The 24,692-nt window shown below is 40.1% G+C and carries 16 protein-coding genes; 9 read left to right on the forward strand and 7 right to left on the reverse strand.

Translation table 11 applies throughout. The features are described from left to right. Positions 1 to 22: 22 nt before the first annotated feature. The 3 genes from L641_RS0117155 to L641_RS0117165 all read right to left on the reverse strand — a co-directional run bounded on the left by L641_RS0117155 (position 23) and on the right by L641_RS0117165 (position 4,196). Positions 23 to 1,360, reverse strand: coding sequence for an HD domain-containing phosphohydrolase (locus tag L641_RS0117155; protein ID WP_024602599.1), 1,338 nt, complete (start codon positions 1,358 to 1,360; stop codon positions 23 to 25). A 245-nt stretch (positions 1,361 to 1,605) separates the two neighbouring features. Further along, positions 1,606 to 3,015, reverse strand: coding sequence for an ATP-binding protein (locus L641_RS0117160; RefSeq protein WP_024602600.1), 1,410 nt, complete (start codon positions 3,013 to 3,015; stop codon positions 1,606 to 1,608). Further along, positions 3,012 to 4,196, reverse strand: coding sequence for an FIST N-terminal domain-containing protein (locus tag L641_RS0117165; protein ID WP_024602601.1), 1,185 nt, complete (start codon positions 4,194 to 4,196; stop codon positions 3,012 to 3,014). Before L641_RS0117165 ends, L641_RS0117160 begins: the two co-directional genes overlap by 4 nt. 473 nt (positions 4,197 to 4,669) lie before the next feature. Here L641_RS0117165 and L641_RS0117170 point away from each other — a divergent pair, with 473 nt between their 5' ends. The 4 genes from L641_RS0117170 (at position 4,670) to arfA (ending at position 11,174) form a co-directional block, all read left to right on the forward strand. Further along, complete coding sequence (locus L641_RS0117170; RefSeq protein ID WP_024602602.1) at positions 4,670 to 6,679, forward strand: EAL domain-containing protein; 2,010 nt, start codon at positions 4,670 to 4,672, stop codon at positions 6,677 to 6,679. Further along, positions 6,676 to 7,833 carry an HDOD domain-containing protein gene (locus L641_RS0117175; RefSeq protein WP_024602603.1) on the forward strand — a complete coding sequence of 386 codons (1,158 nt, stop codon included), beginning with the start codon at positions 6,676 to 6,678 and terminating at the stop codon, positions 7,831 to 7,833. Before L641_RS0117170 ends, L641_RS0117175 begins: the two co-directional genes overlap by 4 nt. A gap of 438 nt (positions 7,834 to 8,271) precedes the next feature. Then, the gene (locus L641_RS0117180; protein ID WP_024602604.1) at positions 8,272 to 10,800 is read left to right on the forward strand and encodes a TonB-dependent receptor; all 2,529 of its coding nucleotides are present in this window, start codon (positions 8,272 to 8,274) and stop codon (positions 10,798 to 10,800) included. A 173-nt stretch (positions 10,801 to 10,973) separates the two neighbouring features. Next, a complete protein-coding gene (gene arfA, locus L641_RS0117185; RefSeq protein ID WP_013462885.1) occupies positions 10,974 to 11,174 on the forward strand; it encodes an alternative ribosome rescue factor ArfA in 201 nt (66 codons plus the stop codon). A 557-nt stretch (positions 11,175 to 11,731) separates the two neighbouring features. Here the strand turns inward: arfA and L641_RS0117195 are convergent. Together L641_RS0117195 and L641_RS0117200 are read right to left on the reverse strand one after the other, a co-directional pair. Further along, entirely contained in the window at positions 11,732 to 12,457 is a 726-nt protein-coding gene (locus L641_RS0117195) for a glutaredoxin (protein WP_024602605.1), read from the reverse strand. 362 nt (positions 12,458 to 12,819) lie between these two features. Then, entirely contained in the window at positions 12,820 to 13,842 is a 1,023-nt protein-coding gene (locus L641_RS0117200; RefSeq protein WP_016899123.1) for a LacI family DNA-binding transcriptional regulator, read from the reverse strand. Between the two features lie 508 nt (positions 13,843 to 14,350). Between L641_RS0117200 and L641_RS0117205 the strand changes: the two genes are divergently transcribed. The 5 genes from L641_RS0117205 to L641_RS0117225 all read left to right on the forward strand — a co-directional run bounded on the left by L641_RS0117205 (position 14,351) and on the right by L641_RS0117225 (position 21,570). Continuing rightward, entirely contained in the window at positions 14,351 to 17,041 is a 2,691-nt protein-coding gene (locus L641_RS0117205) for a family 20 glycosylhydrolase (protein WP_024602606.1), read from the forward strand. Positions 17,042 to 17,204: 163 nt separating this feature from the next. After that, positions 17,205 to 18,116, forward strand: a complete 912-nt coding sequence (locus L641_RS0117210; protein WP_024602607.1) for a BadF/BadG/BcrA/BcrD ATPase family protein — start codon at positions 17,205 to 17,207, stop codon at positions 18,114 to 18,116. Beyond that, positions 18,116 to 19,114, forward strand: coding sequence for an SIS domain-containing protein (locus tag L641_RS0117215; RefSeq protein ID WP_024602608.1), 999 nt, complete (start codon positions 18,116 to 18,118; stop codon positions 19,112 to 19,114). Before L641_RS0117210 ends, L641_RS0117215 begins: the two co-directional genes overlap by 1 nt. Further along, entirely contained in the window at positions 19,115 to 20,242 is a 1,128-nt protein-coding gene (gene nagA / locus L641_RS0117220) for an N-acetylglucosamine-6-phosphate deacetylase (protein WP_013462892.1), read from the forward strand. A 32-nt stretch (positions 20,243 to 20,274) separates the two neighbouring features. Beyond that, positions 20,275 to 21,570 (forward strand): sugar MFS transporter, encoded by a 1,296-nt coding sequence (locus L641_RS0117225; RefSeq protein WP_024602609.1) that lies wholly within the window; start codon positions 20,275 to 20,277, stop codon positions 21,568 to 21,570. A 55-nt stretch (positions 21,571 to 21,625) separates the two neighbouring features. On the opposite strand, the gene L641_RS0117230 is transcribed toward L641_RS0117225, so the two are convergent. Together L641_RS0117230 and L641_RS0117235 are read right to left on the reverse strand one after the other, a co-directional pair. Next, complete coding sequence (locus L641_RS0117230) at positions 21,626 to 23,125, reverse strand: DUF2235 domain-containing protein (protein ID WP_016899129.1); 1,500 nt, start codon at positions 23,123 to 23,125, stop codon at positions 21,626 to 21,628. 94 nt (positions 23,126 to 23,219) lie between these two features. After that, positions 23,220 to 24,524, reverse strand: coding sequence for an NAD(P)/FAD-dependent oxidoreductase (locus L641_RS0117235; protein WP_024602610.1), 1,305 nt, complete (start codon positions 24,522 to 24,524; stop codon positions 23,220 to 23,222). Positions 24,525 to 24,692 lie beyond the last annotated feature (168 nt).

Genomic DNA, 24,692 nt, shown 5'->3' on the forward strand with positions numbered 1-24,692 from the left:
ATAAAAGAGTATTTTAGATCAATCATTTAGCCATTTTAACCATAATTCTAAATGGGGTCGGCTTTTTAGCTTCGAGTTGTTGTAGCTTAACAATCGATTTCGTATTGAAAATATGTCCTTTAGGCAAAAGCATAATACCTGTATGGCTGTGCAGTGAGTTTGCCAATATCATATTTTCTTCGAGTTCTTGTGCGCTCATCACCTTTATTGAACCAATAGAGCTGTCAGAGGTAATGAGTTTAGCGTGGCTGGCTTCAAGTGCATCGACAATACGCGGATGATATAAGCTGCCACTGTTTGATTTAATACTATTGAGCGCAAATTGATGGCGTTGTTTTGTTGTCAGTAGCGGCTCACTTTGCTCGTAACCCTCCCAATAGTCACGAGCAACACTGAGCACCATAGCACCAATGGGAATATCGTTTTTAGCAAGTCCTTTGGGAATACCTTGGCCATTGTAGCGTTCGAATTGGTGGTAAATTGCATCAGACACATCGCTTAAATGAGTCGCAGGCATGAGCATTAATTGTGAAATACTTGGGTGGGTGTAAAACGTTTTTCTTTGAACTTCATTAAGCTCGTTAATGGGTTTGTTGTAAAGCTCAGGGTCCATAGCAAGTAAACCAATTTGAGCCAAATACCCCGCAATAGGCGCAAGTTCAATGCTTTTTTGCGATACGTTAAGGTAACGCGCTATTTGAGTACATGTACCGGCTATATTTTCTGCTCTTTTACCATCGAGATAAGGATTCGCATTGATAAAATTATAAAGCAGTTCAACAGTAGATTGGTGCTCTCGTTTTTCACTTTCATTAGCGACTTCAAGTTTTTTTAATACGCTTCTAATTTGTTTTGTCCGCTTGTCGACGAGTTGCTCTAGGTTAGTATTCAGCTCTTTTAATTGTTCATTTTGCTGATTTACATGGCGCTGTAAAATCTCATTTTGCTTTTTGAGTCTAAACTTTTCGACGCCTGATTGGATAACGCTAATTAAGTGATCGTTTTGCCAAGGCTTTTGCACGTAGGCGTGAATGCCTCCTTCATTAACAGCACTAATTGTTGACTCTAAATCAGAAAAACCAGTTAACAAAATACGCTGGCTATCGGGGGCAACTTTTCTTGCTTTAGCTAAAAACTCAGCACCGCTCATTAGTGGCATACGCATGTCACTGATGACGACATCAAACTGTTTTTTTTGCATTTTTTCAAGTGCATCATGGCCACTGGTTGAAACACTCACATCAAATTTATATTGGCGTAAAAGTCGTACTAAAGATTTGAGTACATTAGCCTCATCATCTAGGCATAAAATGCTCGGCGGCTGTTCATTTAATTGCTCTAATACATCAATGTCCGTCATTTTTTTACCAATAAGATAGTGAGTTGTATGGCTAAATTTAGTCTAAGCTTTGGTTGTAAACAACTGATTTATTTAAGCCGTTCCAAGTATAGTATTTGAACAATACGCAAATCATTGTTGTTAGGATTAAATAAGGTAACGCTGTGTTGTAGTTTGCATCTATTTTTACTGTAATTCTCTGTAATTTAGATGAGTACTTATTTAAATAAAATCGAATCTAAGCAAAATCGAGAGTGTGACATAGCTTACTCAATTTGTTTGTTGGCATGTAATATGGTCAGTACGTCGTCAGTTAATGTGGGCTTTTTAGGTAACGTAATATAAAAAGCAGTGCCTTGGTTTAACTGGCTTTCAACTCGAATTTGGCCACTATGTTGCTCTATAATTGCTTTACTTATAGCTAGCCCTAACCCTGTGCCTTGGCCTATTGGTTTTGTAGTATAGAAAGGGTCAAAAATTTTATTTAATTTGTCCTCATCAATTCCACTGCCATTATCGGCAATGGTTATATAGGCATTTTTTTTATCGGCTTTAGTGGTAATACTGATGACACCGACTTTGTCGCAAATGGCTTGAGCGGCGTTAAAAAATAAATTTAAAAATACCTGAGAGAGCTGGGTCGAACGTCCTGTGATGATAACGGGTTCTGTGTCGTAGTGTTTTTCAACGTTGGCGTTGTATTTAATTTCGTTCCAGGCAACACGTAATGTGTTATCAATGAGCTCTGTTATATCAATATCGCCAATTTGGGTTTGATCCGGATGAGCAAATTGCCTTAATCCTTGAACAATCTCCTTAACACGATCAGCCCCTTCAGTCATTTCAGCAATGATATCGTTTGAGTCTGTTTGTAATTCATCAAATTGATAATGTTGTAGCGTATCTGCTAATGGTTGCTGCGCTATGGCTTTTTCTGCTTTGAGTGCGTTAATTAAATGACTAAATTGCTCAAGGTTGTAAGCCAAATTTTGGATATTACTGACAATGTAGCTTAAAGGGTTGTTTATTTCGTGTGCAACGCCTGCCGCCATTTGCCCTAACGAAGCCATTTTTTCAGAGTTGATTAACACTTGTTCAATGTTACTTTGTTTTTCTTCCATTTCTTTTTGTTTAACAAGTAAATTTCGTTTTTCAAATTGTGAAATTGTATTCCCTGCAAAGCTGACAAAGCGTTGCATTAAAGTAATATCGTGCTGATTAAATGCGCCAATTGTTTCTGAAAAAATATAGAGCTGGTAGCTTTCTGTACTGGTACTTACTGGAGTGGTGAGCATTGCATGCTGCGAATGCCAAAAAGGATCAGTTACTTGCCAATCAGGAAGTTGGTGTAAGTTAAATACATTTTTAATGTCTCTATTGGGTTTATTTAGTGCTTTGAGTTGGGTAATTATTTCATCACTTTGTGGGTGCGATGCTGTAATTAACGTCGTGGTTTCATTGCTGGGGTTTATTTTAATTAAAATAGCCGCAGAAAAAGCAATGGCTTGCTGCAAAATATCAAAAAACTCAGTGAGTAAGGTTTCAGTTTTGTCGTTCTTTAAAATGGCATCTAAGCCATTTAAGATCAGGCTATTAAAGGCACGGTTTTCTTCAAGTGCTAAATTATGAACTTGTAATAAGTGTAGCTTTTCTAACAGTATTTCATTGCTACTCATTCAGGGCCACCAAAGATTTCGCATGAAATCATTAAATTACCATGTTTACTTGTTGAATCGCTGAATGTGCCGAGCTCCCCAAAAGTAAAGCCCATAATAAATGGGGTGTTGGGTAGTTGTGCTGCAATAGACTCTTTTACTTCTTGCATGGCGTCTTTAATTGACAGCATACAGCCTCCGCAAAAAATAATAATAGCGCCGGTAATATTTTTTATGGCATGGAGTTCTGCCAATTTAGTTAATGAGGTGACAACCATATCACCTCGTTTAATTAGTTGCTCTGGGCTTCCCGAAGCTAAATAAATAGTATCGCCAACGCTTAAATTTGAAAATAATTCTAGCGTGCCATTTTCAGCTACCGCTGGATGACTTAACAGTAATCGAGGGATTTCATCATTTAAAGAAAGGGCGCTTGCCAATGGGGTCATTGTTGATTGAGCAAGGATATTTCCTGAAGTTAAGGCGTTTAAACCTATGTTTTTTCGCCACTGATTATAAACATCAAACGCGGGCTGGTTATCAATTGTTTTTAATAAACGACCATCCACGTCTGTCACTGTACCTTGCTGGTCAGTTTTATCGTAGCCTGAACTATAAAAGCCGAATGTTTCTACACTGGGGTATAACACCGCAATAATAAAGCCTTGTTGGTATACATTTTCAGTATCGCTAAAACACCACTTGGCAGAAATATCGTTGTCGGCGCAACTTCCTCCAAAAACAGGTATACGCTGCCCGATAGCATCTTGAATTCCCTGCAAAACCAGCTCCTCATTACCTGGGACTTGAAAGCACCAGACCATTTTTGGGGCGAGGCCTGCTTGGCCTGCATTAGCAATGGCTTTAAGTACAGTTTGAGCGGCATTTTCTCTTAGGTTATCGGTTGCATTACAACTAGCAACACCATAATGCCCATTTGAGTCTATAATCGAAAATAAACTAATACTTTGCTCATTTAATGATAGGGTTTGGTCGGTTGATGACCCAAGACACGAAGAGATGATTAAACAATTGTGAGTGTTTTTTAAAAAGCCTGGCTGGTTATTAAAAAGGTATTTAATGGTATCGGTTGTAGCAAACCCAAGCAGTAAATCTGGGCTGTTGTTCGTAAACTGACTAACAGGTTGGATAAATTTATCTATATCGCTGCCGTGAGTATGAAAAGTATCAATGGCGAACATAGATGCCCCTTGGTAATAACAATAGCCACAACCGTGGATGTTTTAATTATTAATAATCGCTTAGAATTTATTCTAGACTATATATTAAATAGAATGAATTTAGCTGCTAATTATTAGTCGATATCACCTTTGCCCACGAGTTTTATTTGTCGTGCTGCGTTTAAATTTATGTTAGCGTTGCGTTAAAATCAAGCTAATGATATTGACATTTTCAGCCCCGGTAAAGCTGAATAAGGTTGCTAATTACTTATATCCTCATCAGTGTATAGAAACACTGGATTAATGTAGGAGGCCTAAAAGGGCACTCATTAGCTGAGCGAGGTAATTATAGCTACGAGTAAATAACTTTATTGCTTATGTGTTTAGGCACAACATGCTGATGTGAATTTATTTAAATCATTAAGTAACGATACATGGATGAGCTGTGTGAACAATTTACTAGGCACAAGTAAAACTCATTTGAGGTATAAATAGTGGCTTTGCGAATTTTATTGGTAGACGATGAACTTAATGTATTGAAATCTTTAAAGCGAGTACTTGTTCGTTCTGGTTATGATGTAATAACAGCATCCAGTGGTTTTGAGGCACTTGAAATATTAGCGGCTAATCAAGTTGAGATAATTATTACTGACTTTAGAATGCCAGAAATGAACGGCGCTGATTTATTACGCCAAGTTAAAATTAATTGGCCCGATTGCGTAAATTTAGTGCTCAGCGGGTATGCTGATTTTAAGTCTGTGGTTGAGTTATTAAATCAGGGATTGGTATTTCGTTTTTTAGAAAAGCCATGGGTCGATAGTGAGTTACTTGAGAACATTAGCGAAGCAAAAGTTAAATATGAACAGCGCCGAGCTAAAAGAGTAAGAGATCAGTTATTAATGGGCAGTATGTCTGGCCTAATAGAGATAGACAATAACGGAATTATTAATCGTTTTAATGCGCCTGCTGCTGAAATCATTCCTGATATTCATCTATATGAAAACAAACATCTCGCCTATTTAGATACAGCTCAAAATAAAGCGGTAAGCCAGTCTTTTATTGACAAGCAAAGCAGTACACTTTTTATTAATTATGCACGCGCCTCTGATCTAGCGAAAAGCGAAGAAGTTATGATAGAGCGTTGTTTAAATGATGATGCTTTCCAACTTTTGAAGCTATCAATTAACTCAAATAGTATGAGTAATATTTTTCAACTTACCAGAACACCATCAGTGGTGACTAACGAGTCTGATTTTTATCATCATTTAGCCCTGTGTGAAGCGAATAAAGAATGTTATGCCCTCGTTTATATAGGTATTTCGCAATTTCAATTAATTAATGATTTGCTAGGGGGCGAAGATGGCAGCCACCTTATAAAATTGGTTCTGGAGGTGCTAAAAGGCGTATCAGAAAGAGCGATCAAAGTTCTTCATAAGAGCGCCGATAGGTTTGTATTATTTGTTCCTGAAATTAAATCTGATAGTGAAATTTTAACCGTTCTAAATAAGGCGATGAATGATCTGAAAAAAGCACTTCCTAGTAAATATACCGATGCCCACGTGCAGCTTTATGGTGTGTATGGTTTGTTTCCTGAGGATAGTTTAGAGGGAAAAGAGCTCGTTAATCAAATGCAGTTGACGATGAATTACCAAGTAGGTGATCAGCAGCGTATTTGTTCTCGCTTTGACCCTCAGCTGGTCGCAGATTATAAAAAGAACTTTGAGTTAAGCCGTTTATTATTAACAGCGGTAAATAAAGATGAACTGTCATTACGTTTTCAACCAAAAGTTGATACTAAAACAGGGCTAGTACTTAGTGCTGAGGTGCTTATTCGCTGGTATGAGCCGAGTAAACATGGCTGGGTACCGCCAGCTCATTTTATCCCGATTGCTGAATGTGATGGCCAAATTATATCAATAGGGCGCTGGGTTATCTCTCAAAGTTGTAAAACGCTAAAATATTGGGCAGAGAACAATACAGGCGTGCGTGTATTGGCAATTAACTTATCTGCTAGACAATTAAAAGATGATCCCGATTGGATTGACTTTATGCTCGAGTGTTTAAGTCGCAATAATTTAGAGTCATCACAGTTGGTTTTTGAGCTAACAGAAACCTATTTAATAGAAGATTTTGCTATTTGCGAACAACAGTTAATAAGATTAAGAACGTTGGGGTTTAAGCTATTGATTGATGACTTTGGTGTAGGTTACTCATCACTAGGCTATCTTTCTAAGCTGCCAGTAGATGGTGTTAAACTAGATAGAGCCCTTATTGCTGATATAGAGTCGTCTTTAGCGATGCAAAGTATGATTCGTAATATTACGCGTATGTCACATGATCTAAATCTTAAAGTTGTTGCTGAGGGAGTAGAAACAGCCTATCAATGTGAATTAATTAAAAAGTTAGGGTGTGACTACATACAAGGCTATTACTATAGTGAGCCTTTAGAGCAGGATGATTTTTGTAATTACTTAAGCCATTTCAATTCTCAAGGTGCGCAATGAGTTCAATAGCGGTAGTCATACTAGATGACGATGCTTTTTTATTAAAAGTATTACAAAGAACTATTCATCGAGCCTTTCCAGAGGTTGATATAATGACAACCTCTGATATTGATGAATTTTGGCAACTACTAAACACTAAGCAAGACCTAGATTTAGTATTAAGTGATTATTTAATGCCGCAAATGAATGGTTTGGATGTTTTAGAGCAATGCTCGTCGCAAAACCCTTACCCAGTGAGGGCATTACTTACTGGCGATATGACACTGAGTACCATGATGCGACAGCCTAATGTTGTGCATGCTTACCTTGCTAAACCGTTTAATGAGGCAGACATAACCACACTTTTTAACAATGTTGCGGCGTTAAAGTCGTTACCCTTTGCTTTTAATGTGCGCAGGCAGTTAGGGGCTATGATCAGCTTTCCTGTTTATCCTCTTATTTTGAAAGAACTCAGGGAGTTAGTACAAAGCGATGAATTTGATTTACACGACATTGCCCATGTTGTTTCTCAAGAGCCAATAATAACTGCTAAATTGTTGCAACTTGCAAACTCATCTTATCTTGGGTTTGTAAGGCCAACATCGTCAATTGATGAAGCTGTGTCGAGGCTCGGAACAACGATATTAATGGCTATCACCACTTCTTTATTAGTTGCCAAAAATTTTGAATCATCCATTCCTTCGGCTATCCATGAGAAACAATTGAATATAGCAGCGAATTACGCTAGTTGTGTTAAGCGTTTTGCTAAGCAGGCAGGTTTTAACTTACATGATCAAGAACTATTATTTTCAGTGGCATTATTGAGTTTTGTTGGCAAAATTATTTTGCTGTCTCAAGGGGAAAGTGAAGCGTCTTTTGAGCATGAAAAAGCCGTGAGTGAAGAATATGCTAGTTCTAACTTTATTTCGGCCTATGTTTTAAAGTTATGGGGATACGACACGAAAATGTGTAGCTTATTAATGAGTTGCCATGATTTAGCCGCCACTGATGATAATGAGTTAATTCCGCTTAATCATACGTTATTTATTGTTAGGCAAATTCTTTTTGATAAACACTCCCCCATGCAGTTACGCGCATACTGTGACTCAAAAGGTGTAGACCCTATACTTTGCCATCTAATTAGTGAATTTGATTGGCATAGTTATACCTCTTAAATAGGCCTGTACAAAATATTGTTTAAAAATGGACAGTACTACATAACTAGCTATATATAGTTTTTTCTGAGTACCCTTTCTTACCTTTATTATCTACTTTAGTCTTATAAAAACCGCATAAAACCACATTTGAAGTGTATTTTTTGCTCATTGCAGAGTAAAAAATATACAAAACCGTTATTTTCACTAATTATGAATAAAACCCCATTATTAACATTGTATTAACTTTGGGTACTGTGATATTAAATTGCTACTTTGGTTGTATTTTGAGCTTTTATAGGTGTTATTTTCCTGTTTTTAAAGTTATTTGCATTCTTATGCTAATTTTATCAAATTTTTTGTTTCTTTTTGTTTGTGTATGTTGCTAGGATGTTGGCAATGGGGTACAGGAATATACCCCACACACATTATAAGAATACACAAAACAGGGTCATCATTATGTCAACATATCGTTTAAACACCTTGGCTGTAGCGGTTGCTTTTGCTTTCAGTGCGCCAAGTATGGTTAATGCACAAGAAGCGCCTGCTAAAGCTGAAAAAAATATCGAACAAATATCTGTGTTAGGGTCGCGAGTTTCTAACCGAACAGCAACAGAGTCGTCATCACCTATTGATTTAATTGACGCGGATGATTTAAACAAAGGCGGCTTTACCGAGCTTGGGCAAAGCTTACAAGCGACAGCGCCATCGTTTAACTTTTCTCGTACACAAGTTTCTGACGGTTCCGATTTATTTCGCCCAGCAACATTACGCGGTTTACAGCCAGATCAAACGCTGGTTTTAGTCAACGGTAAGCGCCGCCATAATCAATCTATTTTTGGTTTAACTAGTACCGTGGGCGGTGGCTCTGCGGGGACTGATATGAATGCGATCCCGCTTATTGCCTTAAAAGGGGTTGAGGTTTTACGTGATGGTGCGGCGGCGCAGTACGGCTCAGATGCGATTGCGGGGGTTATCAATTTATCACTTAATAACTCAACAGATTTAACCACAGGTTATGTGCAATACGGTGAAACGGCAGAAGGCGATGGGGAAACAATTTCTGCAGGTTTAAATCGTGGTTTTGAACTAGGCAACGAAGGTGGATTTATTAATTTATCGCTTGAGTATCGCGATGCAGATAAAACCAATCGTGCCGAGCGAGATACTGGAGGTTCACTTAATGTCGCACCAGGTACTTTATCGGACGAAGTTCGTTGGGGACAAGGTAATGCAGAGAGTGAATTTACTTCGGTATTTTACAATATGACATTGCCAATGAGTGAGGGCGAGCTTTACTCATTTGGTGGTTATTCTGAGCGTACTGCACTAGGTAACGGCTTTTATCGTAACTTTAACGAAGCATCTAAAAACGTGATTCAAGTCTATAGCGATGGATTTTTACCGCAAATAGACAATGAAGCACAGGATATCTCTGTTTCAATCGGTTTTAGAGGTGATATTAACCCTGATTGGAATTACGATGTATCGGCGGTATATGGTGAAAACCAATACGACTTTACCTCACGCAATACATTAAATGCCTCTTATGCTGCTGAGTATTTATTTAATAACCCAGGTGCAAGTGATGCCGATATTGCTGCAAATGCAGGACCAACTGAGGGGTATTCGGGTGGCTTTAGGTTTGACCAAACAACATTCAACGCGGATGTGAACGGGATTGTTGATATTGGCCGCAGTGAGCCTGTGTACGTGTCAATTGGTGCTGAATACCGTAAAGAAAACTATGAAATTGTACCCGGTGAAGAAGCCTCATACGCGTGTGGCACTGCTAACACAGATACTTCATACCCATCAGTGAACGATCCGAATCAATTTGCACAATGTGGTTTTCAAGCTTACAACGGCCTTCGCCCTGAAGCATCAAATAAAAGTGATCGCGATAGCTACGCCGTTTATATTGACGCAGAAACCATGGTTACCGATGCGTGGAATGTTAGCGGTGCACTTCGTTACGAAGATTTCTCTAATGCGGGTGACGACATAATTGGTAAGGTAGCCACGCGTTATGAATTTAACGATGATTTTGCGGTACGTGGTGCGTTATCAACGGGTTTTAGAGCGCCATCATTACAGCAAAGCGGTTACACTGCGTTTACCACTAACTTAGGTTCTGACGGCACGTTAAGCCAGTCGTTTACAGCAACAACGGGCTCAGCATTTCCAGCTGCATTAGGCGTTGATAACTTAAAGCTTGAAACATCAACGAACTACAGTGCAGGCTTTGTTTATGATGTGACCAGTGATTTATCGTTAACGGTGGATTTTTACCGTGTAGAAATTGAAGACCGTATTACACTGGGCAGCTTGTTATCGGCTGATGATGTGGCATTTAGTCCTGATGCAGTTGCCGCGCTACAGGCAACGGGTGCAGTACAAGCGAATTACTTTTCAAACTCAGTGAATTCGACAACGCAGGGTGTTGACATTATTGCGTCCTATCGCACCGATTTATATGACGGTAATTTTTCTGCTACGTTTGCCGGTAATTTAAATGAAACTAAAATTGACAGTGTTAATGCAGCACCGGGTATTCCTGAAAATGTAGCACTTGATGATATCCAAAGTAGTTTTTTAACTGATGGGCAGCCGGGCGAACGTGCAACGTTAACGTTTGATTATGAGCGTGACGCGTATAGCTCAATGATCCGCTTTAATTACTTTGGCGAAACCGATGTGAAGTACTTTGGTAATGACCATATTGAACTTGCAACAGATGGCTCATTTAAAGCAACCAGTACGGTAGAATCAGCCGTATTAGTGGATTTAAATGTAAGTTATCAAATTAACGATATGTTTGCTCTATCGGTAGGTGCAGACAATGTATTTGATGAAACGCCGGATGAATTAGGCGATGATGAAGTATTAAACGCTATTTCAAATGGGGCATTTAAATACCCGTTACGAGCCGTACCCTATGGCTTTGATGGTCGTACTTACTACGCAAAAGTAAGCTTTAGTTTTTAATTTTATAAGCTAAATAGGCGCCGTTATAAACGGCGCTTTTTTTATGGCTAAAATATATTTAAAACAGCATTAAAAATGATTGCATGCTTGAAAATTAAGCATACAATCGCCATCAATAACACAGTGGGATATATATCCCTCGTTATACTCATTTTATTAATAGGAAAAAATAAATGGCGAAAAAAAGCAAAGCAAAAGCGGTTAACAAATCCGCAGTAGACACTGGGCGCGGTGTGATAAAACACAACGCATTGGCAGCACTGGTAACCTCTAAAGTATTTAAACCGCAAGTGGTTAAAGCCAAAAAAGGCAAAGGCTCGTTTAAACGCAGTAACAAACATGCAGGACAAGAGTCCTATTTAATCGCGGCTTAAATAGCACCGATCAAATAGGGATTTTGTTGCGAGTTAGCTAAGTGTTTGCTGAAATAAGGCGGGCTTCGGGCTTCGGGCTTCGGGCTTCGGGCTTCGAGCATAGAGCTATGCTTCATAATTTTAATCCTGGGGCGATGTAAAATCGCTGCTATCGGCCTATGTTTGGCTTTTTACTTCCTCTAAAGCGCAGCGCCTCATAACCTCTTTGTGAATAAATCAGTTAGAAGATGTTTGCACAAAGAGAAGAGAATGAGGAGAAAATGAGCAGACAAAAAATACGGACTTTTGATTGTATGCATCTAATTATACTTAATAATTTTAATTCTGACGCGATATAAAATCGCTGTTACCGCTTTATATATGGCTTTATATTTCCTCTTTCAGCGCAGCGTCTCATAACCTCTTTGTAAATAAATCACTTAAAACATGTTTGCACAAAGAAAAGTGAGTGAGGGTTAATGTGAAAATATAAAAACAGGAATGCTCTTCCCGTAGCTCTTAGCTCGCTATCAAAACATGAAGGGCGCGGTAGGTTTTAAACCTATCGCGCCTTTTTATTATTTAACTAGCATCCAGATACCGGCTGCTATCATAAATAGGTTTTCGGTTAGTGAAATAAAGCCAAGCGGTACATTGCTATCGCCGCCAACACAGGCACATTTAAGTTCGCGTTTGTCTATATACACGGCTTTAATCACGGATATTGCGCCGACACTACCAATCAACAAAGAGATAGGTGCAACCCAGTAAACCGGAAGTGCTGCAATCATGGCCACGCCAACAAAGGCTTCTAAAAATGGATATACATAAGCGTAAGGAATCACTTTCATGGCAAGTAAGTCGTAAGTGATAAAGGAATTTGAAAAACTGTTTAAATCTTGCAGCTTTTGAATGGCCAGTACCGCCATGGTTAATGCCACGAAAAGCTCAAGTGTATACATGCTTAGCCCTGCACCACTTAACGAAAAAGCTAAACTGAGCAACAAGGTAACCGCAAAAATCGCTATCACAGGGGTATAGGTTGTACCTTGCTGACCGGCAGGCGATTTATTAAAGAAACTTCTAAGCTCATCGTAGCCACCGATGCGCTTATCATCCATAAACGTTTGTGGTGTTGTTTCTACGTCGTGTTGCTGTTTAAACGCATCGGTTTGCGCTCTTGAGGTGAGTAAGTGATCGTCTACTTCAAAGCCTTGACGTTCAAGTAAATCTTTAGATTTTAAACCAAATGGGCAAATATGTTCATCGGTTGCCATTCTATACAATTGGGCTGACTTGGCCATATTTTACTCCTGTATATTTATACCAATTTGCAATAATACTTAATCATTTTGAGGGGGCAAATCAGACGCTCACAGACGTTAAAAACGTCTCATTTAGAACAACTAAATAACGAAATTTTTTGCCTTGCTATCGACACGATTTTCCTCCCTCAAAATAGCTCAGTTAATTAAGCGAATTGGTATTGGAAAGGTTAACTGAGTTATATAACCTTGAAAGATCAACAGGCCCTAAGTGTAAAATTTACAACATGTGCCGTTTTATTGTTAATTAACTCAGTGGTACAGGCTATGCGTTCAAAAATCAGGCCGCTTTTAATGCTTTAAGCGCTGAAGGGGACTTGCAGCGCGTGCCAGCTAATTAATTATAAAGCTATAGGAGGGGCTGTTGAATCTCTGACAACCAGTTCTGGTGTGTATAGTTTAATAATATCGCGGTCATTGCCATTACGAATTTGCGCTATCAGTAAGCTGGCTGCATCTTCAGCAATTTTATTATTTGGCTGATGCGCTGTAGTGAGCTTTGGCCATGTTTGGCGTGAGAATGGGCTATCCTCAAACCCTGTAATAGAAAGCTCGCTGGGTATATCAATGTTCATTAATCTGGCTGCAAATAACGCACCGGCGGCAATTTCATCGTTACATGAGACGATAGCGGTTGGCCTGTTTTGTTGATTAATGAGTGTTTTAGCACCCTCAACCCCGGATTCAAATGAGTATTCGCCATCAATAATTAAGCTAGGGTCTATAGTAATGTCGTATTGTTTTAAAGCCGCTTTGTAGCCCTCTAAGCGCTCTTTGGTGGAGTTATGTTCGCTGCCCCCAGCTAAAAAGCCAATGCGTGTATGGCCATTATTTATAAGGTGTTCGGTAATTGATTTAGAGGCGAGGTTATCGTCAATCATAATACAGGGCGTTAATGTATCGGGGGCGTCGTGCCCCGATAAAATACGCACTACTTTTAGGTCAAGCTGTGTCAGCTTTTCAACAAAATGTGGCATCTCTGAAAATGGCGGCGTGAGTAAAATACCGGCAATTCGGGTGCGTTTTATCATGCTGGTTATTTCGTCAATAATATGTGCTTCTTTGGCATCGCATGGGTGGATAAGTAGTTCAAACCCTTGCTTTTTACACGCATCTAAAATGCCGTTTTGCATATCTATAATATAGTAGGCATTTGGATTGTCGTAAATGTAAGCAATGCTGTAAGCTTTTGTTCCTGCGAGACTTCTTGCAGCAAGGTTAGGCTGAAAGTTCAACTTTTTAACCGACGCCATGACTTTCTCACGGGTGTTGTCACGCACCGAGGTTTCGTTATTTATTACTCGTGATACCGTTTTTATTGATACCCCGGCATCTTTTGCCACGTCGTTTATTGTTGTTCTCATAGGCTTAATAGACCTTTACATATCATTTTGGGTACTAATTTATCTTTATCGGTTAACAACTACAGCAAAAGCAGTTAACAGTGCTCGGTTTTTATTATTTGACGGCTAAATTATAAAGACATCATTGAATATTAACAGTTAATTTATACGCCTTTCTTGTGAGAATGGTAGATAAAGTTTTAGGTAATAATTTAGTAATATTTAAATTTAATTTAAATACAATAGTTTAAAAGAATATTAAGCACATACATGTAAATTTTTTGTATCTTTTTTGCCCTTCTGTGTAGCTATAAAAGAAAAAAAAGGATACATTAACAATTTGATGACAGCGTTGTCATAAGTTGGTGCGCGCTGTTAATTATTATTTAAACCCTAAGGTAGCGGATTGTGTGCGCTAAGGTAGCAATTGCTAGATGTGAATAGTGATTGATTTAAAAGCGGGATTAATTTAAGTATCTGAAAGAGATACTTGAGTGACTAATTAATAACAATAGAGGGAAAGTAGCGAATGAAGATTAAATCATTACTGACAGCATGCTGCTTAGCACTGGGTTTGAGTGCGTGTCAGGGCAATGTTGATGAAAAAAATACGGTATCGGTTCAGCTAAGTCCCGCAAACGATAGCGCCGTAGAGTTACTTGCTAAAACGTTACAAATAAAATATCAGCAGGTTGATAACCGCCCATCAGCTCAGTGCGATCCAAATATTGAAAACGGTCACTGTTTTAAAGCGTATTTACATTTAACCGCCAACTCGGCGATTAACGTTGACCAATGGAAAATTTACTTTAGTCAAATTACACCGATTCAAACGGCGATTAGCGATGAATTTACTATTAAACGCGTTAATGGCGACATTCATGTCATTGAGCTTAAAGACGGGTTTACTGGCTTTAAAGCGGGTGAGACTAAAACGATTACTTTTTATGCGCATTTTTGGTCATTATCGCAAAGCGACGCAATTCCTAATTATATAGTTGTTAATAATAATGACACCGCTAAAGTGATTGAAAGCACAAAACCTAAAATTGACCCAGAGACAGGGTTAGAGGTGTTGCCACATGTTATGCCTTACACCGATTATGAACGTCAGTTTAAGCGTACCGCGAATGATAAAACGCAGTGGCTTAGCGCTGAGCGCTTGTTTGAGCGCAATGAAAAATATGACTTTTCTGCTTATTTAACGTCGCAAAATCAAGTGAGCAATGTGATTGCTCAACAAATTATTCCGACCCCACGTTTTAGCGAATTTAGCCAAACTCAAACGCTAGATATAAGCCAAGGGCTTAATATTAACTACTCAGGAATAGATAAAACACACTTATCTGCCGCAACACAAAGGTTAGCACTACTAGGTATTAATATAAGCGATGATGCAGCGGCCATTAAGGTCACACTTAATACAGTAACTAAAAATGATGAATTTGAAGGCAGCTATAAGTTAGCGATTAAAGCTGATGAAATTGTGATTAATGCCGCTGATGAAACGGGCATTTTTTATGCTTTGCAAAGCTTAGCGAGTTTGTATCAGGTTAACAGTAATATGTTACCTGTGGGAGAAGTAATTGATGCACCGCATTATCAGTTTAGAGGTGTGTTGGTGGATGTTGCGCGTAACTTTCGCGACAAAGGCTTTATTTTAAAGCTGCTTGATCAAATGGCGGCTTATAAACTTAATAAGCTGCATTTACATTTAGGTGATGATGAAGGTTGGCGTATAGAAATCCCATCACTTCCTGAACTTACAGATATAGGGGCGAAGCGTTGTTTTGATCAAAGCGAGCAACAATGTTTAATGCCACAGTTGGGCGCAGGGCTTGATACTTCAAGTGCAGCAAACGGCTATTATTCGGTGGCTGATTATCAAGAAATACTTAAAGCGGCGAGTGCGCGTCATATTCAAGTGATCCCATCACTTGATATGCCAGGGCATTCTCGCGCTGCAATTAAAGCCATGCAAGCGCGTTATAATAAATACATAAAACAAGGCGATAAACAAAAAGCCGAGCAGTTTTTACTTTATGATCCGCTTGATACAACCGTGTATTCGTCGGTACAGCACTATAACGACAATACGATTAATGTGTGTTTAGACTCATCGTATGCGTTTATTCGTGAAGTAATGGAACAGGTAAAAGGCATACACAGTGATGCACAGCATCCGTTAACCCGTTATCACATAGGCGCCGATGAAACCGCCGGAGCGTGGGTTGACTCACCAGCTTGTGCTGATTTTATTAAACAAAATAAGTTAGAAATTACTGAAGCGAGTCAGCTGGGCAGCTATTTTATTGAACGTATTGCGAATATGTTGGCTGATATGAATATTGAAACTGCTGCATGGAGCGATGGTTTATCGCATACTAACCCAGAGAATATGCCAGAGGTTGTACAAGGTAATAGCTGGGATTTATTAATGTGGAACGGCCATCAACGTGCCCATGAATTTGCTAATAGAAATTGGCAAGTGGTGCTCTCGTCGCCAGATGTGCTGTATTTTGACTTTCCGTATGAAGCAGACCCACAAGAACACGGTTATTACTGGGCTTCAAGGCATATAAATACCGAAAAAATATTTCAGTTTATGCCAGATAATTTACCTATTCATGCTGAATTTTGGCTCGATAGAGAAGATAATCCCTATGTCGCTGATGACACGTTACAGCGTGATGAGCAAGGCAAGGTAGTATCAGCGCCTTTGGCAAAAGATAAACGCTTTATTGGTATTCAAGGGCAGTTATGGAGTGAAAATACGCGCACCAATAATATGGCCGAATATAAGCTCTTCCCACGGTTATTATCGTTGGCACAAAGAGCATGGCATAAGGCAGATTGGGCGGTACCGTATGATCACAATGGCTTTGTTTATAGCCAACAAACAAATCGCTTTAGCTCAGCATTAAAACAGCAGCGCGATCAGCAATGGCAGACTTTTGCAGCCACAATGGGACTAAAAGAATTTCCTAAGCTAGAAATGGCTGATGTGCATTATCGTCTTGCAAATGCGGGCGCAAAAATTGAGAACGGCATGTTGTACGCCAATATTGCCTACCCTGGTTTGGTAATTGAATACAAACAAGGAAGCGGCCAATGGCAAACCTATAAACAACCCGTCAAAGTAACACAAGATGTATGGATTCGCTCTAAGATTCCATCAGCAAGTCGTGTAAGCAGAAAGCTCAAAGTAACGCACCGATAAGGTGCGTTTTGCTTTAAATTATTGAAGATGAAAGAAGTTATTTATTTGTAAATAAAAATAATGACAACGCTGTCATTTGTGCTAGTATAAGATTAATACAGTATGACAGTCCGGTTTTATTTTCAGTGTTTTGCAAAACGGTCGAACAAATTAAGAGGCAAAAATGATCACCAACAATATTAATAACAATGAACTCTTTGTGGGGATCGATGGCGGTGGCACTAAATGTAAAGCAATTATCGTCAATAGCTGTAATGAAATAGTAGGCACCGGTGTGGCAGGCCCTGGTAACCCGTTACATGGATTTAGCCAAGCAACGCATTCCATTGAGCAATCAGCGCGTTTAGCCTTGCAAGATGCAGGACTCAAAGAGACGCCTTTATCTGCATTAATCGCAGGGGTTGGCCTGGCGGGAGTTAACTTACCAAGTTTGCATAATCAAATGACCCAGTGGCAACACCCATTTAAAACTATGCATTTAACGACTGATTTACTCATTGCTTGTATGGGCGCTCATCAAGGTAGTGATGGCGCAGTGATGATTGCAGGTACTGGCTCGTGTGGATTTTCATACGTTAATGGTCAATCGTTTATGATTGGTGGTCATGGTTTCCCGCATGGCGATAAAGGCAGCGGTGCATGGATAGGCTTTACTGCTTGTCAGCAGGTGTTGTTAAGCCTAGACAAGTTAATCCCAAGTGGTGCGCTTACTAATTTGATTATGAAGTATTTAGAAGTGCGTGATGCAATGCAACTAGTTGAAGTGATTGCGAATAAACCAGCCGCCTTTTTTGCGCAACTTGCAGGTTGTGTTTTTCAATCAGCACAAGCAAACGATGCCATTGCGATTGCCATTTTAAAAGAAGGTGGCGCTTATTTAAGCGACATTGCACGACAATTATTAGATAAAAAGCCACCAAGGCTTTCGTTTATTGGTGGCTTATCAGCCGTGATGACAACATGGTTAGATCCAGACATTCAAGCTATTTTATCAGCCCCATTATCGTCACCAGAAATGGGGTCTGTACTTTACGCTAAACAACAGCACGTTAATTACAGCAGCCAGGAGTTATGATGTTTAACACCCTAATGGAAAAAGAAGCGGCGCAAACGCCAAATGTTATTGAAAAGCAAATTATTGCCAACCAACCTTTAGTGGAAAAAATTGGTCATAAGCTTCGCGATATGGCCCCTAAGGTGGTGATGATGATTGGTCGCGGTTCATCAGATCATGCTGGCGTTTTTGGTAAATACTTAATTGAAATTGAAGCCGGTGTACCGGTCAGTTCAGCAGCGCCATCAGTGGCGAGTGTATATGGTAAAACATTAAAGCTTGAAGGCGCTGTGGTGATTGTAATTTCTCAATCAGGACGCAGCCCAGATATTCTCGCTCAAGCAAAAATGGCGAAAGAGGCGGGCGCTTATTGTATTGCACTGGTTAACGATGAAGCGTCACCATTGCAAGACATAGTAGATGATTTTGTCCCCCTTAAAGCCGGTGATGAAATTTCGGTGGCGGCAACAAAAAGTTACTTAGCCACGTTATCGGCATTGGTACATATTGTTGCTAATTGGACGCAAAATGAGTCATTATTACAAGGGCTTAAAGAGCTGCCTAGCGCGCTTGATGCAATGATAGACTCGCCAACTCAGTTACAGCCTAGTGAGTTTGCAAACATTAAGAACATGGTGGTATTAGCCCGTGGTTTAGGGTTTTCTATCTCAAAAGAAATGGCACTTAAGCTTAAAGAAGTGTGTGCTATTCATGCTGAGTCATTCAGTAGTGCAGAATTTTTACATGGTCCGGTAACCTTAGTTGAGCAAGGGTTAGTGATTTTAGATTGCTCGGTTGATGATGAAACTAAAGAGTCACATCAGCAGCAAATTGCTGAGGTTAAAAAACGCGGTGCACACGTGATTAGCCTTAATCAAAACGGTATTAACGTACACCCTCGATTAGCGCCATTTTTAGTATTGCAGCGTTTTTATCTTGATGTGGCAAAAGTAGCGTCAAGCCGTGGTTTTAACCCTGATGAGCCTAAGGGGCTTAAAAAAGTAACAAGGACATTATAAATGTCAGTAAAACGTATTCATGTAGCAGAGTTTTTTGATGGCGAGCAATTTGTTAACGACAAAGTGTTGAGCATTGATGCGGGTATTATTACGGCAATAGATGATAACGTGCAACAGGCAGATGAGCACCTAACGGGGTTAGTTGCGCCAGGCTTTATTGACTTGCAAGTGAATGGTGGCGGTGGTGTATTGTTTAATCGTACTAGCAGTGTTGCTGGGGTTAAACAAATGCTGCTGGCACATGCCAAGTATGGCACAACTGCCATGTTGCCGACTTTAATTACTGACACGGTTGAAGTGATGCACCAAGCAGCCGATGTCATTGCTGATGCTATTGCTTTGCAGACTCCCGGTATTATTGGCATTCACTTTGAAGGCCCGCACTTATCTGTTGCAAAAAAAGGCGCTCATAGTGCTGATTATATTCGCCCTATTTCTGAACAAGAATGGCAGGTATTATCTCGCCAAGATTTAGGTAAAGTGGTGGTAACAGTTGCACCTGAAAATGTTCTGCCAAGTGATATCGCTAAAATGCGTGAGGTAGGCATACACGTTTGTTTAGGTCATACCAATGCAAGCTTTGCTCAAGCTCAGCGCGCGGTTGATGCTGGCGCAACCGGATTTACGCATTTATATAATGCTATGTCGCCATTACAGGGGCGTGAGCCAGGTGTTGTAGGCTGTGCATTATTAAACGATGACACCTATTGCGGCCTAATTGTTGATGGGCATCATGTTGATTACGCTGCATGTCAGCTTGCGTTAAAAGCAAAGCCAATGGGTCGTGTTTTTTTAGTCACTGATGCGATGCCACCAGTGGGTACGAATGACACCGAATTTGCTTTTTTTGACCGTACCGTCACCTTAGATAATGGTAAGCTCACCTCTACCACGGGTGAACTGGCAGGATCTGCGCTTGATATGGCAACCGCAGTAAGAAATACAGTAACCCATTTAAAGCAGCCATTAGCGCAAGCGCTTAATATGGCAAGTTTATATCCTGCTCAGTATTTACAGTTGCCCGCCACACACGGGCGATTAATACCGGGCAGTCCAGCAGATTTTGTACAATTAAACACACAACAACAAGTCATTAGCACGTGGATTGGCGGCGCTCAGGTTTGTTAACAACATAATAAATATAAATAAAGGAAAATAACATGACAACCAATGTTATGGATACGTCCAAAAATAGTAGCGTGGTTCCAATGGCCATTGTTGCGGTATTATTTTTTATACTGGGCTTTGCTACTTGGCTAAATGGCTCATTAATGCCGTATTTAAGTCAGATTTTACAGTTAACTCCGTTTCAAGGGTCGTTAATTTTATTTTCCTTTTATATTGCCGTCACCTTTACTGCGCTTCCCTCGGCCGTGTTAATTAAAAAAGTTGGCTATAAGAATGGGATGGCGCTTGGCATGGGGTGTATGATGTTAGCGGGTTTACTGTTCATTCCTGCTGCTATGTCACAGTTTTTTCCTCTGTTTTTATTAGCCCAGTTGGTGATGGGGGCAGGTCAAACTCTATTACAAACTGCGGTTAACCCGTACGTAGTGCGTTTAGGGCCAGAAGAGTCGGCTGCTGTGCGTATTAGTATTATGGGTATTTTAAATAAAGGCGCAGGGGTTATTTCTCCGATGGTATTTACCGCCTTAATTTTAAGCAACTTTACCGGTACGGTAGGCACAGAGCTTAGCCAAGAGCAAGTTGATGATATGGCCAACGGCCTTATTTTACCTTACTTAGGCATGGCCATATTTATTGGTTTATTAGCTTTTGCGGTTAAAAAGTCGCCGCTACCTGAACTTATTAATGATGAAGTTGAAGCAATAAACGATAAGGGTGAAATTCGTGAAACACTCTCTCATCCAAACTTAGTGTTAGGCGCTATTGCGATATTCTTGTACGTGGCGGTTGAGGTTATTGCAGGCGATACCATAGGTACTTTTGCACTATCGCTGGGAGTCGAAAAATATGGGGTAATGACCTCATACACTATGATGTTTATGGTGTTTGGTTATATTTTAGGTATTTTACTTATCCCTAAATTTATTTCTCAGCAGAGCGCTTTAACCGCATCGGCTGTATTAGGGATTGTTATTACATTATGTATTTTACTGCTCGATGCACAGTCGTTTGTTATTGCCAATGCGCTATTGGTGCCTTTAGGCGGCGCTAATTTGCCTGATGTTTTACTGCTGATTGCCTTTTTAGGCTTAGCAAACGCGATTGTTTGGCCTGCGGTGTTCCCACTAGCATTATCAGGATTGGGTAAACTTACTAGTACTGGTTCTGCGCTTTTAATCATGGGGATTGCCGGAGGTGCATTTGGTCCCGTTTTATGGGGGCTACTGAGTGGCTTTACCTCGTTACAAACAGGCTACTCGGTGTTGTTACCTTGTTATCTATTCATATTATTTTATGCCGTGAAAGGCCATAAAATGAAAAAGCAATAACCTCCACCAGCTATCCCTAGCTCAGTGCACTTTGCAGTATAAAGTGCACTGATTATCAGCTTAATCGCGTTACTTTAAGTTTTATCCTACCGGCATTCGCACCATAAAAACGACTTAAATCATTAGCAAAAGGGCAAAACTCTCCCGATTTTTTAATGGTTATTTCAACGCCTTCAGCAATTTCAAAGGCATGTTCATCGCTTTGACCAATCGTGCCGATCAAGCTAAACCACTGCGCTGTAGCTAAACGTCTAAATGGCTCAAGTAATGCCATGGGGATTTCTTTAACGCCGAGTTGCACGTTATCGCGATGCCACCCAGAAGGAGAGCACTTTATACCATCGTCATACCAATATTGATTAGGATAAGGTGTAAAACGGTAGGTCGCACCTTGGGCAAGCATTAAGCCGGTGGCGTTGTAGGCTTCACTGGCATATACCATCACATCTTGGCTTTGGTTTATGCTAAGTAAACTCATATTTTGGTTGGCTAGCATTATATGGGCACTGAGTCCCATAAAGTTTAACGTGCTGTCGTCGCTGTAAATCATTTTATAATGTAAGTTTTTTAACGATTCGGGGCGATAGCTGGTTAGTTTATTAATTCGCTGTGCAACACTGTGATGTATTAATGGGGCGACGTGGCTGATTTCATCGTCAATTAATACACAGCACTGCCTATCAACAAGTTTAAAAAATGGGTTTAGCCAAAAGTAATTTTGCTGATGACTTAACGCCAGTGGATCGGGAATAACAGTCACATCGTCTTGGGCAACCAAGTTACTCTCAGGTAAAAGGTTTTCGTAATCAATGTCATGACTGGTTAGCAATGAAACTGACAGCGGCTGAGCAATAAGCCACTCAAGTGCATAACGCAAGCAAATATCGGCAAGTCCATCGCGATAGTAGCCGCCTCCCACATCGGAATGGGCTCCTGCGAACCACAGCTCGGTAATGTTAGCTTGCTGGTTCATTAACGTCGGTTCAAAGGCGCGACGTTTTTCATCAAGCGCTACACAGTGCAGCGCCTCAGAGACATTACTGGCAATGGTGTGATTTTCAAAAATAACATGCTCTGCACCCCAAGTGGCTTTACTCACCTTTGACATGCCAATCGAGGCCACTGTATCAAACACACATAAATACACCTTTTCATGTATGAGAGGCTCTAAGCACTTTGCAAATCGCCGCGCTAATGCAGCGCCTCGGCTAAAGCCGGTAAGTAGTAGGGTATCGCCGCTTTGGTAATGCTGTTTAAAATCATTAATAGCTTGATTTAAAATGCTGGCTACATCGTCTGAACGTGGAGCGAGTGCTTGATTTAAAATTCGTTTTAAACGACTGCCTTTAGTGCCTATGCCTTGGTAATAAAAACTTAACTGTTTGGAAAATGGGGTGGTGGGAGAATCATCAAGTTTACCACCGAGCAATAAGTGTAGTTTTAAAATATTAGAAATACTGGCGTCTTCTTTAAAATGCTCTGTACTAAACTGATCTGCGTCTCGGGGTTCACTGCCGGTACCATCAAAATTAAAAATAAGCGTTTTATCCGACATAGCCTGTTTCCTTAAAATTTTTGTGTACTTTATATAGCTAATATTAAAAATTAAAGACAGTGGTAACTTAAATTACCACTGTCTTTAATTTTGGCTAGTGCAGCTTCATTTTAGGACGCACAACACGCAGCACTTTTTCGCTGATCCACAAAGCAAAGGTTTTGGCACTGCCATGAATAGCGCGCTGATGCATTCTATATAATGAAATATACATAAAGCGGGCAATTTTACCTTCAATAAAAAAGCTATTACTGGTTAGGTTACCCATTAAGCTGCCTACTGTGCTGTAGCGCGATAAATTAACCAGTGAGCCATGGTCGTTATACTCGAATTTTTTAAGGGGCTGCTCACGTAATGTGGCGATTAAGTTTTTTTCAACGCATTGTGCCATTTGATGTGCCGATTGTGCGCGTGGCGGCACTTGTGTACCATCATCTTGCGTAAACGCGCAGCAATCACCGAGCACATATATTTGTGGGTCAAGGTTGCTTTGTAAGTACTCGTTTACTTTTATTTGGTTATTACGAGTCAGCTCAAAAATACCCAGCTCTTTAATAAAGTCAGGTGCTTTTACGCCCGCGGCCCACACCATAATATCCGCATTTATTTGCTCATCATCATTGGTGATAAAGCCATGTTCGGTTGCTTGTTTAACTTGGGTATTTTCCCGAACGGTGACGCCTAATCTTAATAACTCACGCTTGGCCGAACTGGCAATTCGCTCAGACAGCGCCGGAAGAATCCTGGGGCCCGCTTCAATCAGATGAATATGTAAACGCTTAGCCGACATATTAGTTAAACCGTATATTTTTAGTAAATCAGAAACATGATACAGCTCAGCCGAGAGCTCAACCCCAGTTGCTCCACCGCCAACAATGGCGATATTTAATGAGTGTAATGGGTCATCGTCTTGATGAAGGCGAGTAAAGTTATCCAGCAGCGCGTGTTGAAAGCGCTCTGCTTGTTGATTTGAATCTAGGTAAAAACAATGCTCTTTAATGCCTGGCGTATTAAAGTCGTTACTCACACTGCCAATAGCAATAACTAAATGATCATAGTGAACGGTGCGTTTAGGTAAAATTTGATGCCCTAACTCGTCATATAGAGGGCTTAAGGTGATGGTTTTATTGTTGTTATCGAGGTTGCAAAAGGTACCAAGTTGAAAGTTATAGTGATGTTTGGCAGCATGCGCGGAGTAAACAACCCCATCTAAATCGGCATCAATAGAGCCAGTTGCAACCTCGTGCAATAACGGTTTCCATATATGAGTGCGATTTTTATCGATGAGTAATATATTTGCGTGTTGTTTCTTTCCTAGTTTGTGACCTAACTGAGTTGCTAGCTCCAGCCCACCAGCGCCACCGCCGATGATGATGATTTTTGGTATGGTTATATCCATGACTATGCCCTTAAAAATAATATACCGAAGCAATTTCTGTACGTTGATTTTTAAAATGACTTGGGTATCAAAAAATTATTTTGGCAAAGCACGTTTTTATGGGGCTATAGTGTGCGCCTAATTAAAGGATATGTCAGCAATAAATCACGTCATTTGATGTATACTGAT

Origin of the sequence: Pseudoalteromonas sp. TB41 (assembly GCF_000497975.1) — a bacterium.
Lineage (GTDB): Bacteria > Pseudomonadota > Gammaproteobacteria > Enterobacterales > Alteromonadaceae > Pseudoalteromonas > Pseudoalteromonas tetraodonis.

Coding starts and splice junctions, on each gene's coding strand:
- L641_RS0117195 (WP_024602605.1), bottom strand. CDS start 12,457: ATGGCCAAGTCAGCCCAATTGTATAGAATGGCAACCGATGAACATATT.
- arfA (WP_013462885.1), top strand. CDS start 10,974: ATGGCGAAAAAAAGCAAAGCAAAAGCGGTTAACAAATCCGCAGTAGAC.
- L641_RS0117180 (WP_024602604.1), top strand. CDS start 8,272: ATGTCAACATATCGTTTAAACACCTTGGCTGTAGCGGTTGCTTTTGCT.
- L641_RS0117210 (WP_024602607.1), top strand. CDS start 17,205: ATGATCACCAACAATATTAATAACAATGAACTCTTTGTGGGGATCGAT.
- L641_RS0117175 (WP_024602603.1), top strand. CDS start 6,676: ATGAGTTCAATAGCGGTAGTCATACTAGATGACGATGCTTTTTTATTA.
- L641_RS0117160 (WP_024602600.1), bottom strand. CDS start 3,015: ATGAGTAGCAATGAAATACTGTTAGAAAAGCTACACTTATTACAAGTT.
- L641_RS0117235 (WP_024602610.1), bottom strand. CDS start 24,524: ATGGATATAACCATACCAAAAATCATCATCATCGGCGGTGGCGCTGGT.
- L641_RS0117225 (WP_024602609.1), top strand. CDS start 20,275: ATGACAACCAATGTTATGGATACGTCCAAAAATAGTAGCGTGGTTCCA.
- L641_RS0117155 (WP_024602599.1), bottom strand. CDS start 1,360: ATGACGGACATTGATGTATTAGAGCAATTAAATGAACAGCCGCCGAGC.
- L641_RS0117215 (WP_024602608.1), top strand. CDS start 18,116: ATGTTTAACACCCTAATGGAAAAAGAAGCGGCGCAAACGCCAAATGTT.
- L641_RS0117200 (WP_016899123.1), bottom strand. CDS start 13,842: ATGAGAACAACAATAAACGACGTGGCAAAAGATGCCGGGGTATCAATA.
- L641_RS0117230 (WP_016899129.1), bottom strand. CDS start 23,125: ATGTCGGATAAAACGCTTATTTTTAATTTTGATGGTACCGGCAGTGAA.
- nagA (WP_013462892.1), top strand. CDS start 19,115: ATGTCAGTAAAACGTATTCATGTAGCAGAGTTTTTTGATGGCGAGCAA.
- L641_RS0117165 (WP_024602601.1), bottom strand. CDS start 4,196: ATGTTCGCCATTGATACTTTTCATACTCACGGCAGCGATATAGATAAA.
- L641_RS0117205 (WP_024602606.1), top strand. CDS start 14,351: ATGAAGATTAAATCATTACTGACAGCATGCTGCTTAGCACTGGGTTTG.